This is a genomic window from Pectobacterium sp. A5351 (assembly GCF_028335745.1).
In the GTDB taxonomy this organism is placed as follows: domain Bacteria; phylum Pseudomonadota; class Gammaproteobacteria; order Enterobacterales; family Enterobacteriaceae; genus Pectobacterium.
The window spans coordinates 1,963,722-1,980,819 of record NZ_CP116477.1 but is presented as its reverse complement, the minus strand read 5'-3'; the positions used below and the strand labels follow the sequence as shown (position 1 = coordinate 1,980,819).

At 51.7% G+C, this 17,098-nt stretch carries 18 protein-coding genes and 1 pseudogene; 9 read left to right on the top strand and 10 right to left on the bottom strand.

Translation table 11 applies throughout. From position 1 onward, the window contains the following. Window positions 1-149: 149 nt before the first annotated feature. Together nhaB and dsbB are read left to right on the top strand one after the other, a co-directional pair. Window positions 150-1,730, top strand: coding sequence for a sodium/proton antiporter NhaB (nhaB, locus tag O1Q74_RS09435; protein WP_271878234.1), 1,581 nt, complete (start codon window positions 150-152; stop codon window positions 1,728-1,730). 194 nt (window positions 1,731-1,924) lie between these two features. After that, entirely contained in the window at window positions 1,925-2,455 is a 531-nt protein-coding gene (gene dsbB / locus O1Q74_RS09430; RefSeq protein ID WP_271878231.1) for a disulfide bond formation protein DsbB, read from the top strand. A gap of 199 nt (window positions 2,456-2,654) precedes the next feature. Here the strand turns inward: dsbB and O1Q74_RS09425 are convergent, their stop codons facing one another. Continuing rightward, window positions 2,655-2,852, bottom strand: coding sequence for a DNA polymerase III subunit theta (locus O1Q74_RS09425; RefSeq protein WP_010275471.1), 198 nt, complete (start codon window positions 2,850-2,852; stop codon window positions 2,655-2,657). A gap of 173 nt (window positions 2,853-3,025) precedes the next feature. Between O1Q74_RS09425 and O1Q74_RS09420 the strand changes: the two are divergent. Beyond that, window positions 3,026-3,196: pseudogene (locus O1Q74_RS09420) on the top strand (site-specific integrase); the annotation flags it as partial. A gap of 21 nt (window positions 3,197-3,217) precedes the next feature. Here the strand turns inward: O1Q74_RS09420 and O1Q74_RS09415 are convergent. The 3 genes from O1Q74_RS09415 to O1Q74_RS09405 form a co-directional block, all read right to left on the bottom strand. After that, complete coding sequence (locus tag O1Q74_RS09415; RefSeq protein WP_010275477.1) at window positions 3,218-3,664, bottom strand: YcgN family cysteine cluster protein; 447 nt, start codon at window positions 3,662-3,664, stop codon at window positions 3,218-3,220. Window positions 3,665-3,781: 117 nt separating this feature from the next. Continuing rightward, entirely contained in the window at window positions 3,782-4,438 is a 657-nt protein-coding gene (locus O1Q74_RS09410) for a fumarylacetoacetate hydrolase family protein (protein ID WP_271878220.1), read from the bottom strand. A gap of 342 nt (window positions 4,439-4,780) precedes the next feature. Next, on the bottom strand, window positions 4,781-5,038 hold the full coding sequence (locus O1Q74_RS09405) for a YcgL domain-containing protein (protein WP_225088149.1): 258 nt from the start codon (window positions 5,036-5,038) through the stop codon (window positions 4,781-4,783). A gap of 136 nt (window positions 5,039-5,174) precedes the next feature. Between O1Q74_RS09405 and minC the strand changes: the two genes are divergently transcribed. From minC to minE, 3 genes are read left to right on the top strand one after another with little or no spacing between them, the layout of a single operon-like run. Further along, on the top strand, window positions 5,175-5,861 hold the full coding sequence (gene minC / locus O1Q74_RS09400) for a septum site-determining protein MinC (RefSeq protein ID WP_010275486.1): 687 nt from the start codon (window positions 5,175-5,177) through the stop codon (window positions 5,859-5,861). Window positions 5,862-5,881: 20 nt separating this feature from the next. Further along, window positions 5,882-6,694 (top strand): septum site-determining protein MinD, encoded by an 813-nt coding sequence (gene minD, locus O1Q74_RS09395; RefSeq protein ID WP_039511326.1) that lies wholly within the window; start codon window positions 5,882-5,884, stop codon window positions 6,692-6,694. A 3-nt stretch (window positions 6,695-6,697) separates the two neighbouring features. Continuing rightward, on the top strand, window positions 6,698-6,967 hold the full coding sequence (minE, locus tag O1Q74_RS09390; protein ID WP_015840174.1) for a cell division topological specificity factor MinE: 270 nt from the start codon (window positions 6,698-6,700) through the stop codon (window positions 6,965-6,967). 231 nt (window positions 6,968-7,198) lie between these two features. Here minE and rnd read toward each other — a convergent pair whose 3' ends face one another. The 5 genes from rnd to O1Q74_RS09365 all read right to left on the bottom strand — a co-directional run bounded on the left by rnd (window position 7,199) and on the right by O1Q74_RS09365 (window position 13,863). Further along, window positions 7,199-8,323, bottom strand: coding sequence for a ribonuclease D (rnd, locus tag O1Q74_RS09385; protein ID WP_271878208.1), 1,125 nt, complete (start codon window positions 8,321-8,323; stop codon window positions 7,199-7,201). Between the two features lie 140 nt (window positions 8,324-8,463). After that, window positions 8,464-10,149: a long-chain-fatty-acid--CoA ligase FadD gene (fadD, locus tag O1Q74_RS09380; RefSeq protein WP_271878205.1), complete on the bottom strand. Its 1,686-nt coding sequence runs from the start codon at window positions 10,147-10,149 to the stop codon at window positions 8,464-8,466. 200 nt (window positions 10,150-10,349) lie between these two features. After that, window positions 10,350-10,994 carry a Slp family lipoprotein gene (locus tag O1Q74_RS09375; protein WP_271878202.1) on the bottom strand — a complete coding sequence of 215 codons (645 nt, stop codon included), beginning with the start codon at window positions 10,992-10,994 and terminating at the stop codon, window positions 10,350-10,352. 96 nt (window positions 10,995-11,090) lie between these two features. Continuing rightward, a complete protein-coding gene (gene tsaB / locus O1Q74_RS09370; protein ID WP_271878199.1) occupies window positions 11,091-11,792 on the bottom strand; it encodes a tRNA (adenosine(37)-N6)-threonylcarbamoyltransferase complex dimerization subunit type 1 TsaB in 702 nt (233 codons plus the stop codon). A gap of 121 nt (window positions 11,793-11,913) precedes the next feature. Beyond that, window positions 11,914-13,863: an ATP-dependent DNA helicase gene (locus O1Q74_RS09365; protein WP_271878196.1), complete on the bottom strand. Its 1,950-nt coding sequence runs from the start codon at window positions 13,861-13,863 to the stop codon at window positions 11,914-11,916. 210 nt (window positions 13,864-14,073) lie between these two features. Here O1Q74_RS09365 and O1Q74_RS09360 point away from each other — a divergent pair, with 210 nt between their 5' ends. Continuing rightward, a complete protein-coding gene (locus O1Q74_RS09360; protein WP_015840168.1) occupies window positions 14,074-14,418 on the top strand; it encodes a RidA family protein in 345 nt (114 codons plus the stop codon). A gap of 26 nt (window positions 14,419-14,444) precedes the next feature. Here the strand turns inward: O1Q74_RS09360 and O1Q74_RS09355 are convergent, their stop codons facing one another. After that, window positions 14,445-14,684: a YoaH family protein gene (locus O1Q74_RS09355; RefSeq protein ID WP_271878860.1), complete on the bottom strand. Its 240-nt coding sequence runs from the start codon at window positions 14,682-14,684 to the stop codon at window positions 14,445-14,447. Window positions 14,685-14,842: 158 nt separating this feature from the next. On the opposite strand from O1Q74_RS09355, the gene pabB reads away from it, so the two are divergent. After that, window positions 14,843-16,285 carry an aminodeoxychorismate synthase component 1 gene (pabB, locus tag O1Q74_RS09350; protein WP_271878192.1) on the top strand — a complete coding sequence of 481 codons (1,443 nt, stop codon included), beginning with the start codon at window positions 14,843-14,845 and terminating at the stop codon, window positions 16,283-16,285. Beyond that, window positions 16,282-16,875 carry a CoA pyrophosphatase gene (locus O1Q74_RS09345; RefSeq protein ID WP_271878189.1) on the top strand — a complete coding sequence of 198 codons (594 nt, stop codon included), beginning with the start codon at window positions 16,282-16,284 and terminating at the stop codon, window positions 16,873-16,875. The genes pabB and O1Q74_RS09345 overlap by 4 nt, the downstream gene beginning before the upstream one ends. Window positions 16,876-17,098 lie beyond the last annotated feature (223 nt).

Sequence of the window (17,098 nt, the reverse complement as noted above, 5' to 3'; positions counted from 1 at the left end):
CTCAGGTGCCGAACCATTTCAATGAAAAATTGTGACTGCAAACCGTCACATCACGGCGTATAACGGTAGACTTCTGACCGTTTGTAAAGTTTTTACGGTATGATGTAAAACCTCAAATTATTCTAACAAGCAAGGATTTCTTTCCCATTATGAATGGCATATCCATGCGCCGTGCGCTATTGAAAAATTTTCTGGGACAATCTCCAGACTGGTACAAACTCACTATTGTCAGCTTCCTGCTCATTAATCCGTTACTGTTCTATTTTGTCAGCCCATTTTGGGCAGGCTGGCTATTAGTCGTGGAGTTTATTTTTACGCTCGGCATGGCGCTGAAATGTTACCCGCTACAGCCCGGCGGTCTGCTGGCGCTCCAGGCGATATTTATCGGAATGACCAGCCCGCAGCAGGTGTGGCATGAAGTCACTGGGAATATTGAAGTCCTGATGCTGCTGGTGTTTATGGTGGCAGGCATCTATTTCATGAAGCAACTGCTGCTCTTTGTCTTTACCAAACTGCTGCTGCGCATTCATTCCAAAACGCTGCTATCACTTGCTTTTTGTATCGCTGCCGCCTTCCTTTCCGCCTTCCTTGATGCATTGACCGTGATTGCTGTGGTTATCAGCGTCGCTATCGGGTTTTATGGAATTTACCACCGTTTCGCCTCTCAACAGGGCACCGACGAGGCCGATATCAGCGATGACAGTGCGTTAGGCAGCGAAGAGCACCATCGTACGCTGGAGCAGTTCCGGGCATTCCTGCGCAGCCTGCTCATGCATGCTGGCGTCGGTACGGCACTGGGCGGCGTGATGACAATGGTGGGAGAACCTCAGAACCTGATTATCGCGAAAAGCGCAGGCTGGGATTTCGTCAGCTTCTTCCTGCGTATGTCGCCGGTCACCGTCCCGGTGTTTATTTGCGGAATCCTGACCTGCGTGCTGGTTGAGCGTTTTAAACTCTTCGGCTACGGCGTCAGTCTGCCAGACAACGTGCGACGCGTGCTTGAGGATTACGACCGGGATATGACGGAAAAGCGTACGCCGCAGGATAAAGTACGTTTACTTATTCAAGCGGTGATTGGCGTCTGGCTGATTGTCGCGCTGGCGTTTCATCTGGCGGAGGTCGGGTTGATTGGCCTTTCCGTGATTATTATGGCCACGACGTTCTGCGGCGTGACCGAAGAACACGCCATCGGTAAAGCGTTTCAGGATGCCATGCCGTTTACCGCGCTGCTGACGGTCTTCTTTTCCATCGTTGCTGTGATTATCGATCAACACCTGTTTTCGCCTATCATTCATTATGTGCTGCAAGCCTCAGACAGTGCCCAGCTCACGCTGTTCTACCTGTTTAATGGATTGCTGTCGTCAATATCGGACAACGTCTTCGTTGGCTCGGTTTATATTACCGAAGCACGTAACGCGTTAACGAACGGGAGTATTTCCCCCCTACAGTTTGAACTGCTTGCCGTGGCGATCAATACCGGTACCAACCTGCCTTCCGTCGCCACGCCAAACGGGCAAGCCGCGTTTCTATTCTTACTGACGTCCGCTTTGGCACCACTCATCCGCCTGTCTTACGGGCGTATGGTGGTGATGGCACTGCCTTACACGATTGTGATGACGCTGGTCGGTTTGCTTTGCGTGGAATTCACGCTCGTGCCCTTTACCGATTTTTTGATGAATAACCACTGGATTTCTTTGCCAAACTTGACCCTATCAGGCAGTCACTCATAATCACGATCGTGTATAGTAATCACGGCAGCGACCATTTCCGTCTTGATGACGTTATCAATACGATGTTCGCCGCCGTAAAATGACAGAAAAGCATTAAATAAACATATCGTTACGTTTTGCACAGTGAAATGATGGCAGTGAAGCCAGAACGGTTTACACTGCTGCTTTAATCATGTTTAGCATGGAATATTTTTATGTTGCGATTTCTTAATCGTTGCTCACGCGGGCGTGGTGCGTGGCTGCTGCTGGCGTTTACTGCTTTAGCGTTGGAATTGACCGCGCTCTATTTTCAGCACGTTATGCTATTAAAACCGTGCGTGCTGTGTATCTATCAGCGCTGTGCGCTATGGGGCGTGTTCGCCGCGGGTATTGTTGGCACCATCGCGCCATCAACGGCATTGCGTTACCCGGCCATTGCGCTATGGATATACAGTTCCTACGAAGGGGTTCGACTGGCATGGAAACACACGGATATCTTGTTAAATCCGTCGCCGTTTACCACCTGTGATTTCTTTGTTAGCTTCCCGTCATGGTTACCGTTAGACAAATGGCTTCCCGCCATTTTCAATGCGACAGGTGATTGCTCAGTGCGTCAGTGGGAATTCCTCTCTCTGGAAATGCCACAATGGCTGCTTGGCATCTTTGTCGCTTATCTGGTGATTGCCGTGCTGGTATTGATCGCTCAGCCTTTCCGTCCCAAACGCCGCGATCTCTTCAGCCGCTAATATATACCCTAAATAATTCGAGTTTCAGGAAGGCGGCAAGCGAAGGAATCCCGATGAGCTTACTCAAGTAAGTGATTCGGGTGACTGAACGCAGCCAACGCACATGCAACTTGAAGTATGACGGGTATAGGCCGAAAAGCCCGACAATATGTCGGGCTTCTGGTAACGGTTTCTACGCCTCACAGACTTGCTCCAGCTCTCACTGCTGTGGTCTGTAGATATCGCGATAGTGGCCTAATCGTTCGTTGAAAAAAGGCCTTTTTTCCTGCGGAATTCTTCGTGATATTTCATCTGCGTCGATCTTTTTTTCCTGACTTTCCATGAAAGCAATCGTGGAGGCAGCAAAGTCGGTGTACTGCTCGCTGTACTCAAGAATGATTTTCTCAAAGTTAATCACATGCTCTCCCCCTCTGCTGGTTATACTGCTCTAAAATTATACAACACGTCACGATTTATGCTGGGGATGACAGCATGATTCGCACAAGGAAAGAGAAAAATGTGAAGTGGCAGGCAAAACGCAGATGAGCATTCCGATTCCAGCAGTGAAGCACGGCGTTTTCTACCTCAACGAGATGTAACCCGAACTTCGTTGCAAACCAAATGGGCCACACGTCGGCGCAAATGGTTTACAGCGTGTACGGCAAATGGATGTCGGACAACAACAGCAATCAGATGGATATACTTAATGCGAATTTTGGACAAGATGCCCCACCGATGCCCCAAGCATCGAGCCAATCATGAAAACATGTTTAATTTCAATAACTATCGCGCCCATTCAGGCTTATTTAAAATGTGATCCTGCCAATCCACCACCTCACTCTCACGTACAGCGATATGGCGCACGGAGATACGCTCGCGGTGCATTGCCGTCTTCGTGCCGCAGACCAGCGGATGCCACTGCGGTAAATCTTCGCGTTCATGAATCAGGCGATATGCACAGGTCGCCGGGAGCCAGTTAAACGTCAGCAGGTTTTCACGCGTCAGCTTGATACAGTCCGGTTCGTACTCGAAGCGTTTCTCATAGTTACGACACTGGCAGCTTTTAATATTCAACTGATTACAGGCGACGTTGGTAAAATAGATTTCCTCTGTATCCTCATCAATCAGTTTATGCAAACAGCACTGACCGCAACCATCGCACAGCGACTCCCATTCATCGTCAGACATCTCAGACAACGTTTTTTGCTGCCAAAAAGGGCGTTCAGTCATGTTTCTTCCAGTTAACTTAAGTTGATAAATCGATAGCGTTGTAAATAAGATACGTGATTCTAGCGGGCGCGGCGGGGAGGTTTTACTGCCCGTCATTCAACACGGGCAGCCGGGGCATTAGATAATACGTGTGCTCAACGTCCGGTCATTCACCGTAATCGTCAGCATATCGCCAGACAGGATCGGACCGACCCCTTTTGGCGTACCCGTCAAAATAATGTCGCCCGCGCGCAGCGTAAAGAAACGGCTCATGTAAGCAATCAGCGGCAGAATCGGCGTAATCATATCACGCGTGTTGCCCTGCTGGCGCACTTCATCATTCACTTTTACGCCCAATTCGGTTTGTTGCGGATCGCTAAACTCGGCAACCGGAATAAAACCGGAAATCGGGCAGGAACCGTCAAACGCTTTGGCTTTTTCCCACGGCTGGCCCGCTTTTTTGAATTCGGACTGCAAATCACGCAGTGTCAGATCCAGCGCGACACCGTAACCTGCAATCGCCCGGGCCACACGTTCTTCATTCGCCTGCTTTAACGGCGTACCGATCAGCACAGCCAACTCAACTTCATGATGAACCGAGCCCAGGTTTTTAGGAATGGCAACAGGCTGGCGTAAATCACACAGTGCGGTTTCAGGCTTGATGAATAACACGGGCTCAGCCGGAGTCGCACTGCCCATTTCTTTAATATGCTCGGAGTAATTGCTTCCGACGCAAACAACTTTATTTACGGGAAAATCAAGCAGCGCGCCCTGCCAGTCTCTGTGTTGATACATGGGTATTCTCCTGCCCTGTCTGTTGAATTATCGCTGTCTTCGTGGTGCAGAACCTGCCCAAAAGGAAAACAGCTATATAAGAACACGATGGTGCAAAACCATCGTTATATCATCGTAACGGGGGTTACCCCAACAGATTTCAGGAGAGCAAGGCGGGCGAGCACACAGTCAGGGGAAGGCGTCATAATTCATCCCAAAAGGAAACAATTAAATGATGACGGAGTAAAACGTGGAAGATGAATATTTATCGCGCGGAATATCATGTAAATGGTCGAGATATTCCACGCCAAATTATGTTTGCGGCTTTATCTGAAAGTACACGCTGGTATTATTTTTTTACACTTACATCGGCGTGTTTAATAAGCTCTCGACCGGCGGTGGAACTTGCAGATAAAAACCCTGTTCCTGTAGCGCAAGTTTCACTTTTTCTATATCGGCATTCGCCAGTTTTTTACGACCATCCAACGGTAAGACCATGGCTAACTGCGGCGTGCCAAAACTTTTCATTAATTCTTCCGGCACGCGTGAGAAATCGTCTTTTTTTTCAACATAAAGATAGGTCTGATCGCGTTTAGCACTTCGATAGATCACACAAAACATTTTTTTTACTCTATTTGATGGGAATGCCATCTTGCCTGTATATAATTGTGACTATAACATGCTTACAGCGCTCTGGAATATCATGCCTTAAATGTTACTCTAGGGATTAAAAGATGCTGAAACTGAGTCAGGATAGATGTCACAAACGCCAATAGAGTTAAAAGGCAGCAGCTTTACCTTATCGGTTGTTCATTTGCATGATTCCCAACCCGAGGTAATTTACCAGGCACTACAGGAAAAAATAGAGCAAGCGCCTGCTTTCCTGAAAAATGCCCCCGTTGTCATTAACGTGGCCGCATTAACTGCGGAAACTGACTGGATAAAATTACAGCAGGCCATTTCATCAACCGGCCTGCATGTCGTTGGCGTCAGCGGATGCACCGACGATGCATTAAAGAAAACCATTGCGCAGGCGGGGCTTCCCCTTCTGAGCGAAGGTAAAGCACAACGCCGGGTAGTCGAACCCGTCGCCGCCGTTCCTGCCGCGGTGAAAACGAAAGTCATCAACACCCCCGTACGCTCCGGCCAACAGATTTATGCCCGGAACTGTGACTTGATTGTCACAAGCAGCGTCAGCGCTGGGGCTGAGGTGATTGCCGATGGCAATATTCATATTTACGGCATGATGCGTGGCCGAGCCCTCGCAGGCGTTTCTGGCGATGTTCAGAGCCAGATATTCTGTACGCATCTGGCCGCAGAACTGGTCTCTATCGCTGGTCGTTACTGGCTGAGCGACCAGATTCCTGAACCGTATTTTGGGCAGCCAGCGCGGATCAACCTGAACCAGCTGGACAATGTTTTAACGATAAAACCTCTAGACTAGAATCTCCCAAGGAAACATTTATGGCACGCATCATTGTTGTTACATCGGGTAAAGGGGGCGTTGGCAAGACCACATCAAGCGCGGCCATTGCTACCGGTTTAGCCCAGAAAGGAAAAAAGACCGTTGTCATCGATTTTGACATCGGCCTGCGTAACCTCGACCTGATCATGGGATGTGAGCGTCGCGTGGTGTATGACTTCGTGAACGTTATTCAGGGTGATGCTACGCTTAATCAGGCGCTGATCAAGGATAAGAGAACGGACAATCTCTACATTCTGCCGGCATCACAAACCCGTGATAAAGATGCCTTAACGCATGAAGGCGTAGAGAAAGTGCTTAACGATCTGGGCGACATGGAATTCGATTTTATCGTATGTGATTCGCCTGCCGGGATTGAAACCGGTGCGTTGATGGCGCTCTATTTTGCCGATGAAGCGATTATCACCACCAACCCGGAAGTCTCTTCCGTGCGCGATTCTGACCGCATCCTGGGCATTCTGTCCTCGAAGTCACGCCGCGCTGAACGTTCTGAAGACCCGATCAAAGAGCATCTGCTGCTGACGCGCTACAACCCGGGTCGGGTGAGCCGTGGCGACATGCTGAGCATGGAAGACGTGCTTGAAATTCTGCGGATTCCACTGGTTGGCGTGATTCCAGAAGACCAATCCGTACTCCGCGCCTCTAACCAGGGCGAACCTGTCATTCTGGATACTGAAGCCGATGCTGGCAAAGCCTACGCGGACACCGTTGAACGTCTGCTTGGCGAAGAGCGTCCTTTCCGTTTTGTTGAAGAAGAGAAGAAGGGTTTCCTTAAACGACTTTTTGGGGGATAAATTATGGCTTTACTGGACTTCTTTCTGTCCCGCAAAAAAACGACAGCCAATATTGCCAAGGAACGGCTGCAAATTATTGTCGCGGAGCGACGCCGGGGAGATAGTGAACCCCATTATCTGCCGCAGTTAAAGCGGGATATTCTTGAGGTTATCTGTAAATATGTACAGATTGATCCTGAGATGGTGACAGTTCAACTTGAGCAAAAAGGAGATGATATTTCCGTGCTTGAGTTGAACGTGACATTACCGGAAGCGGAAGAAACGCCTAAATGATTTTTCTGCTGTGATATCCCCTGCTTTTACGCAGGGGATAACTATTTCCGTCATACTACTCCCGCCATACTTCAAATTACGACGTTTGCCACGACGGGCTGTATATTTAGCCAGTATTTTTGTTTCTTATTTTGTTTTTTCGCCGTATTTTCATCACCCTATTTGCTGCTTTTTCCATGATGGCATCATCACAGCAAATAAGGCGTATTGATAAAGCGTGTTTACCGATAATTAATAGCCTTGCACAATGTCACGCAGCGCATCGCCATATAACTGGCCGCGCCAGCCAGATAACATTTCCGGCGTCCCCGCATCTTGCCCACTTAATTTCCAGTGCCAATTGAGCAGGCGATTAATTTGACGGCGTGACGCCAATAACTCGGCTGATAATCCACTCTGTTCGCTCATGCTTTGTATCAGCGCTTTGATCTCTTTAAACGCTTTTTTATAGCCGGGATAGTCGATCAAATTAATGACGGGTGGCGGGCAATCCGCGTCAGCGATGCCGTCCGTCTGCGCAACACAGTCCAGCAGCGTTTTCCCGTGGTAGCGGATTTCCGGGCCGCTCAGCCCCAGCGAACTCAGTTCTCCCAGTGAAGTCGGCAGGCAACGTGCCACCTGCAAGAGGTTCTCTTCACGTACGACAAAATTCACCGCGCTGTCTCGCTCACGCGCTTTACGCAAACGCCACTCAGCCAGACGCTGAAGGCAAGCCAGATTTCGACCACGCAGCTGCCAGGCGTTGCCAAATTCGCGGTAAGCCAGTGCTGGTGCCAAAATATCCTGTTTACGCTGACACAGCAGGAGACATTCATCCAGCGCGGCATTCATCCACCCTGCAGCTTCCGTATCGGCCACCAGTTGAATGGCCATCGGCAGCAGATAGAACACATCGGCAGCAGCATAATCGCACTGTTTTTCGCTCAGTGGACGAGCAAGCCAGTCCGTTCTCGACTCGCTTTTATCCAGCGTCACGCCCATGCAGTCGGCCACCAGCGCAGCGAATCCATAAGAAAGCGGCTTACCTAAAAATGCGGCCAGAATCTGTGTATCGATGAAAGGCGTCGGCAGTGTTCCAAACGCATTGAGAAACACTTCCAGATCTTCGCTGCCCGCATGCAGGAATTTAGTGACCTGTTCGTCACGCAGTAACGCCTGAAAAGGTGCCCAGTCGGTAATCGTTAACGGGTCAATAAGTGAAAGCTGTTCGCCGTCATACAATTGAATCAACCCTAATTGCGGGTAATACGTGCGGGTTCTGACGAACTCCGTGTCCAATGCCACCTGCGGAAAGCGTCGCGCCTGGGAGCAAACCTGTTGTAACCCGATGTCGGAAGTGATCAACTGATAATTCAAAACGTCATTCTCTTGGTTGTTTTTACTTTACGGTTCTGGGTCAAATCCGTATCGCCATAAAAAAGAACGCCGGATAAACCGGCGTGAAAACATCATATCGTGTCCTGCCTCTCTCTGGCAGTCGTTTTCGTGGAAAATCGTCAGGCAGCAGCGTCTTTCTTCGCCTTCTTATCGTCACGCAACTCGCGGCGCAGGATTTTCCCCACGTTAGACTTCGGCAAATCGTCGCAGAATTCGACTTCTTTTGGCACTTTATAGCCAGTAAGATTTCGGCGACAGTGGGTAATGAGTTCCTCTTTCGTTAACGAGTTATCGTGCCGGACGACAAAGGCTTTGACGGCTTCGCCGGATACTTCATTCGCCACCCCAACCACCGCCGACTCGGACACTTTGGGATGACGGCTGATGACATCTTCAATTTCCGTCGGATAAACGTTAAAGCCGGACACCAGGATCATATCTTTCTTACGATCGATGACCCGCAGAAACCCTTCATCATCAGAAGTGACGATGTCACCTGTCGCCAGCCAACCGTCTTTTAACACTTCATCCGTCGCGGCAGGCTTCTGCCAGTACCCTAACATCACCTGCGGCCCTCGCACCCACAGCTCACCGGATTCTCCCGGTCCCGCGTCGTTGCCGTCATCGTCAATGATTCGGACATCCGTGGATGATACCGGTAGCCCAATACTGCCGCTGTAATGTTTGAGATCGTAGGGGTTTACGGACACCAGAGGTGAACTTTCCGTTAGTCCATATCCCTCAAGCAGATGTTTACCCGTTAGCTTTTCCCAACGTTCTGCCACCGCTCGCTGAACCGATGCGCCACCGCCCACCGACAAACGCAGCGTTGAGAAATCAAGCTCGTGGAACTCTTTGTTGTTGAGCAGCGCATTAAATAACGTATTGACGCCGGTGATAGCCGTGAACGGGTATTGCTTCATTTCTTTCACGACCGCTGGAATATCACGAGGATTAGTGATCAACAAGTTCTTCCCGCCCAATTCAAGGAACAGAAGGCCGTTCACCGTGAGCGCGAAAATATGATAGAGGGGCAACGCCGTCACCACCAGCTCATTGCCTTCTTGCAGAACGGCACCGTATGCACCTTTGCACTGTTCGAGATTCGCCAGCATATTGCGGTGCGTGAGCATGGCGCCTTTAGCGACGCCCGTGGTACCACCGGTGTATTGCAGAAATGCCAGATCGGTATTGATAATATCGGGGCGAATATACTGCTGACGCCGTCCTTCCTGCAAAACACGGCGAAACGATATCGCATCCGGCAAATGGTATTTGGGCACCAGCCGCTTAATGTATTTCACTACGAAGTTGACTAGCGTGCCTTTGGCCGTAGAGAGTTGGTCACCCATACGGGTCAGGATAACGTGCTTCACCGCCGTGTTATGGACGACTTTTTCCAGCGTATGCGCAAAGTTAGACACGATGACAATCGTGCTCGCCCCGCTGTCTTTTAGCTGATGCTCCAGCTCACGCGGAGTATACAGCGGGTTAACGTTAACCACCACCATCCCCGCGCGCAGCACCCCAAACAGCGCAACGGGATATTGCAACAGATTGGGCATCATCAGCGCTACCCGATCGCCTTTCTGCAATTTAAGCTGGTTTTGCAGATAGGCAGCAAACGCCCGGCTCCGCTCTTCCAGCTTACGAAATGTCATCACTTCACCCATGTTGACGAAGGCAGGTCGATCGGCATAACGCCTTACGCTATTTTCAAACATGTCAATTAACGACGAATAGCGATCCGGATCGATTTCCGCCGGCACGCCCGCCGGATAGCGTGATAACCAAATTTTTTCCAAGACGTCACTCCCGAGATATTTTTTTAGTGGCATCGTCGTCGCCCTCAGAGGCCTATTGTTATTAACATTATTTTAACTCAGCCTACCAGTTAGCTAACAAACAATGTCAAGGTTGCGAGAACGATCACTAATTTATTCTTTATTCAAAAAAAATCAGGCAACCTGCGTCGCCTGATCTCTTCACTCCGAACGAAATAATTTTATTCTGTAACGACATTCTCAATCCGCGCCGGACCAGGCCACCCACCGTCAAATCCCCATCCAGGGCCCCAACCATAGCCGTAACCCGCACGCCATCCCCACGGACCATAACCATAGCCGCCGGGTGGCATCATCAGGCGCTGCACCACATTCCAGCGTTTGTAGCCTTGTGCGTCGAGCACGACGTAGCGATAAGGTTTATCACCGATAGCGCCCTGTTCGGTGCCGACAATCGGCCCAACAACGGTCACCAGTTGGTCTTTAAAATCGACAGGTTCCAGAAAGCGGTTCACATAGGCAATAAAACGCCCTTCTGATGGCATATCTAACAGCGGTTTCGCACCGCTATCCAGCGGCATGCTGGCAATTTCCAAACGGGTTTTATTTGCCTCATTGCGGATACTGACCACTCGCCCACCAAAGCGTGATTCCTGGCCGACATAAATCTGTGGCGCATTCATCACACGAATCAGATCGTCCTGCGGTGTGGGCGAGGTGCCTTTAATCGCATCCGGTATCGTGACACAGCCGGAAAGCAGCAGTACCGCCGCCGCCACCAAACAGAGGCGTGCTTTTTTCTGATTCTGATGCAGATTTTTTATCCGCATACTTTTCATCTGTGCACTTTTCATGGGTACAAACATGGCACAACCCCTTCTTCAGATATCTGATAGTTAGACTGCTCAGCATCGAATAAGTTGCTGTTTAACGTTATGCTCCACGCGATATCAGCATGCCGTTTATTCGCGGCCGGGAAGTTTTTTCCAGGTCACTTCATTGCGCAGATAGCGCGGTTGCGCATTCTCGACGCTGACCGCTTTTCCTGCCTGCCAGAGCTGGCAGGCCAGCGGCAACATATCCTGCGCCTGTGGCAGCAGCACATCGCCCTTCGTTAATACCAACGAGGCATGGCTGATCAGTTCAGGATAGGTTTCCCATCCGGTTCCTACCGTGGCCCATTCGCCTGACAGCGCAGCCGTTAAGGCTTGCACCTGCTCAGGTTTCAATACGGCTTCCTCGGATTCGCCCAGCCAGATACCGTCAGCATCGCGCTGATAGCAGCCCCAGTACACTTCGCCCATTCTCGCATCAATGGCCGCCAGCACTTGCGTCGCCAGTGTCTGACGGAAAGCGCCCTGTGCCATTGTCGCCAGAGACGATACGCCGATCATCGGTAAATCCGCCCCCAACGCCAGCCCTTGCGCAATGCCAATACCAATCCGCACGCCGGTAAAACTTCCCGGTCCCTGACCAAAGGCCAGCGCATCAAGATCGTTAAGCGTCAGACCGCTGTCGGCCAGCACCTGCTGAACCATCGGCAGAATACGTTGTGTGTGCTCACGGGGACAAATTTCGAACAGAGAATGAATTTCGCCTTCATTCCAGAGTGCGACGGAACAGGCTTCCGTTGCGGTATCAAGCGCTAGAATTCGCGTAGACATGCCAACCTCAGGCAGGATAAATAAATCTTAACAACCCGCATCATAGCATAACCCCCTGCCGTGCCGCAGCCCCTCCCACCGTTGGTCAGAACAGACGGCAACCGCCAGCGAGGACTATATGTTATGGGACAGGAAATGTATTACGGGTCAGGAAATTAATCGCCTGCCGAATATCGCGGGTCCGCGGCGTTGGCGGCAGGCTATTAAGAAACACGGCGCCATACGGCCGCATCACCAGTCGATTATCGCAAATCACAATGACACCGCGATCCTCAACATCACGGATGAGGCGACCTACGCCTTGCTTCAGGGTAATCACCGCATCAGGAACCTGCACCTCGTCGAAAGGCTCGCCGCCGCGCAGCCGACAGTCTTCGATACGCGCCTTCAGCAGCGGATCGTCCGGCGAGGTAAACGGCAGTTTATCAATAATGACGCAGGAGAGCGTATCACCACGCACATCCACGCCTTCCCAGAAGCTGCTGGTTGCCACCAGTAAGGCATTACCTGCCGACACAAACTGCGACAGCAGTTGCGCCTTGCCGGTCTCCCCCTGGAGCAGCACCGGTAGCGTCAGCATGGCGCGAAACTCGGCGGCCAAATCACGCATCATCTGATGCGAGGTACACAGCATAAAACAGCGTCCCTGATTCGCTTCAATCAACGGCTGTAACATCGTCGCCAGCCTTTTCGCCGCACCGGGACGATTGGTTTCCGGCAAATGACGAGGCACGCAGAGCAGCGCCTGATTGGCATAATCAAACGGGCTGGGTAACAGGAGCGTGTTCGCGTTATCCAACCCCAGCCTATCGGTGAAGTGGAAGAGCTGATCGTTAACAGACAGGGTGGCGGAGGTAAATACCCAGGCAGCAGGCTTGTCCTTCATCAATTCACGAAAACGATCGGCGACGGACAATGGCGTCAGCGCTAAGACAAAATGGCGCGAATTACATTCGTACCAGTAACTATAGCCCGGCTGCTGTACCTCTTTCAGCCGCTTCAGGCGATTGCGATAAAGCGTGGTGCGTTCAAAGGCGGCATCCAGCAGCGCAGAGCGGCCAAGCGACAGTTTTGCGACGTCGTAACACAGCTCCAGTGCATCATCCAGCAACACCAGCGCACGCTGAAGCGACGGCTGTTCGAGCACATCGCGCAGGTTACCGCGAAACCCTGGGTCACCCAGCGCCAGCCGGAAATCCTGCGTGCTTTGCGTCAGGCGATCGGCACTTTTTTGCAACTGAGAGGCATCGCGCACTTCGGTGCGGTAAGCAATGATGATGTCTTTTGCCAAATCAAGCAGTTGGCGGCTCGAAAGCTGCTGACCAAAATATTGGCTGGCGATATCGGGAATTTGATGGGCTTCATCGAAAATCACCACGTCACTTTCCGGGATCAGCTCCGCAAAACCGCTCTCTTTCACCACCATATCCGCCAGATAAAGATGGTGGTTAACCACCACGATATCGGCATCCATCGCCTTACGTCGCGCTTTCACCACGAAGCACTCTTTATAGTGCGGACAGTCGCTGCCCAGGCAGTTATCGTTGGTGCTGGTCACTAACGGCCAGATCGCGCTGTCTTCCGCCACACCAGAACAGGTCGTGACATCGCCTTCCGTCGTTTCTGACGACCAGTCGCGCAGCCTGACCAGTTCGCTCAGCGTTTCGGCGGGTAAATCACCGCCGCCCAGCGATTGCTGTTCGAGCCGTTCCAGACACAGATAGTTCGAGCGACCTTTCAGCAGTGCGAGTTTGCCTTTGTACTTCAACGCCTGCGCAATCGTCGGTAAGTCGCGACTATAGAGCTGATCCTGTAGCGCTTTCGAGCCGGTCGAGATGATGACTTTTTTATCGGCACGCAAGGCGGGCGCAAGGTAGGCATAGGTTTTACCGGTTCCGGTTCCCGCTTCCACCACCAGTGCCGTTTTATCGTCGATGGCGCGCGTTACCGCCTGCGCCATCTGCCGCTGTGGTTCACGCGGTTTGAAGCCCGTGATCGCTTTCGCCAGCGCGCCGTCATTCGCAAAATCATCGATTACCCGATCGTTCGTCACGCCTGCTCTCTTTCTCATGGGAAAACGTTGTCTGTCACCACTAACCGTTTCTGGTCACGGCAAAAATATCGCGCTGATTATGCCAAGAGTCACCCGACGCTACCACCCTAAATCAGGAAAGCGTGTCGTCCTCCGCTGTGTTAGGCTTGGCGCGTCGATAATGATTGATAACCCTATTTTATTATCCCCACCATTTTTATTATTCCCACAATGGAGAAAATTCATCTCATGGCGATCACACGTATTAATCCTGAAGCCCGCTGGTCAGACGCGGTCATCCACAACAACACGCTGTATTACACCAGCGTGCCGGAGAATCTGGATGACGGTGCACAGGCGCAAACGGAGAACGCGCTGGGCGCGCTGGATGCAATCCTGCAACAGGCGGGAACGGATAAGAGCAAGCTGTTGGACGTGACGATTTTTCTTGCCGATGCGGATGATTTTGCCGCGATGAACGCCGCGTGGGATGCCTGGGTCGTGGCGGGCAGTGCGCCCGTCCGCTGCACCGTGCAGGCTAAATTGATGCACCCGAAATTTAAAGTCGAAATCAAAGCCATTGCGGCGATATAAGCCCGCCTCTACCAGAGGAAGCGCGATTACTGTTCTTCCTCGTCTTCACCATCGTCAAAATAGTGTTCTTCGTCGCCGTCATTAACGGTGTTATCGTCTTCGTCAAACATCACCGCGACGTTGTCACCCTGATGTTCCTGACGGATCTCCGCTGCAACCTGTGCTATCGCCTGGCCGCTGCTCATGCCCTCAGACATCAGTTCCTGAATACGCTCTACGGCATCTTGCTGTTGTTGGTGCGTCAGCGCGGGCATACCTGCAATCATGGTGGTTTCCTGGTTGATAAATTCGCGCGTATCATCGCATGTCCGCTTCTGCATACACCAGCATTTCTGCTTTGTGGTACGCTGGAGTCAGTGAAATCGATACGTTATCAACATAACCACACTGTAGACACAACAATAGTAGACACAACACAAAGAACATGACTGCCGCCAATACGACCCACGTAACTAACACCAGCGATTCGGCCACCGCGACGGGTTCAGCCGTTCATTATCACACGCTGCCTTACTACCCGACGGTGCTGCTCGATCGCTTTGCGCCTTTTGCCCAACAACCGTGGGCGATGTTGCTGCATTCTGGTTTTGCCGACCATCCGCACAATCGCTTCGATATCATGGTCGCTGACCCGCGAGTCACGCTGTCTACGCGGGGAAACAGGACAGAAATCATGCGTGACAGCGTAACAAAATCCGCAGAAGGCGATCCCTTTACCCTGCTGCAAGAGCAGCTTGATACGTTGGCGTTACCCACAGAAGCCCGTTCTGATTTTCCCTTCCAGGGTGGCGCTCTGGGGTTGTTCGGCTATGATTTGGGACGTCAGATTGAAACACTGCCTACTCAGGCTGAACGGGACATCGACCTGCCGGATATGGCAGTCGGTTTATACGATTGGGCGCTGGTCGCCGATCACCTGCGACAGACGTTAACGCTGATCGTACATCATTCCCTTCAGGCGCGGCTCGACTGGTTAGCCACGCCGCCCGTTAGCGCCTCGCAAGCCGATTTCAGGCTCACCAGCAGTTGGCTGCCGAATATGTCGCGCGAGGCGTACGGCGAAAAATTCCGCACAATACAGGACTACCTTCTGGCGGGAGACTGTTATCAGGTTAATCTGGCGCAGCGTTTTTCTGCGTCTTACCATGGCGATGAATGGCAGGCGTTTTTACAGTTGTCCGCAGGAAATAAAGCGCCCTTTTCGGCCTTTCTGCGTCTGCCAGAAAATACCGTCATCAGCGTATCACCGGAACGTTTCCTCTGGCTGGAAGATCAGCGTATTCAAACGCGTCCGATTAAAGGCACCCTGCCACGTCTCGCTGACCCAGAAGCGGATAAACAGCAGGCTGCCCGGTTGGCTGGCTCAGAGAAAGATCGTTCAGAAAACCTGATGATTGTCGATCTCCTTCGTAACGATATTGGCCGCGTCGCGGTGCCGGGCAGCGTCCGCGTACCAGAACTGTTCGTCGTCGAGCCTTTTCCTGCGGTGCACCATCTGGTCAGTACGATTGAAGCACGGCTACCGAGTGATTGCCCCGCCACCACGCTGCTACGCGCCTGCTTCCCCGGTGGATCAATTACCGGTGCCCCCAAAATCCGCGCCATGCAGATCATTGAAGAGCTGGAACCTCAGCGCCGTAATGCTTACTGCGGCAGCATCGGCTATATCAGCCTGTGCGGCACCATGGACACCAATATCACCATCAGGACGTTATTAACCGAACGCGGCAGAATTTACTGCTGGGCGGGCGGCGGCATCGTTGCCGACAGTCAGGAACAGGCGGAATATCAGGAAACGTTTGATAAAGTCGGCCGTATCCTTCCCCTGCTGGATGGGGCCCAGACAATTCAGGTATCGAATAAATGAGTGAGATCGCTTTGCCGCCAACGGCTTTTGCGCTGAACGACTTTATTACGCGCTTTCAATTACAGCTTCCGCCATCGTTGCGGCCAGTGCACCAACAGCGTCAAGCCGCGGTGCTGGTGCCGATTATTTGCCACCCTACGCCCACGCTGTTATTGACCCGACGCTCTGCCGACCTACGCAAGCACGCCGGACAAGTGGCGTTCCCCGGCGGAGCGGCAGACAGAGAGGATCGTTCGCTCATCGAAACGGCGCTGCGTGAAGCACAGGAAGAAGTGGCTATCCCGCCAGAAAACGTTCAGGTATTGGGTGTATTACCGCCGTTAGACAGCGTGAGCGGTTTTCAGGTCACGCCCGTTGTCGGACTCATCGCGGCACAGACCCGCTTCCATCCCAATGAAGACGAAGTCGCCGAGCTGTTTGAAATGCCGCTGGGCGAGGCTTTCGCGCTAACGCGCTATTATCCGCTGGATATCGAGCGCAAACAGCAGCGCCATCGGGTTTACCTCTCCTGGTATCAGCAACAGTTTGTCTGGGGGCTGACGGCTGCCATCATCCACCAGCTCGCCTTACAGATTTCCGACAGGCCCTAAACTTAAGGCCGCATTCAGCGGCTTTGGGTTCTCGACTTCTTTTCCTTCACTAAATATCCCTAATTTGAAAGTGGATTTTTTGTTCACAAAACACTCGTAGATATATTTTACAATGGCTTATCGCCTATTTGAGATAAGTTAAATTGTGCAATGCCATAAGTTTATTTCATGCGAAAAAGAAAGCCACACGACATATTCCACACTACAATAGCGCGATTTAACG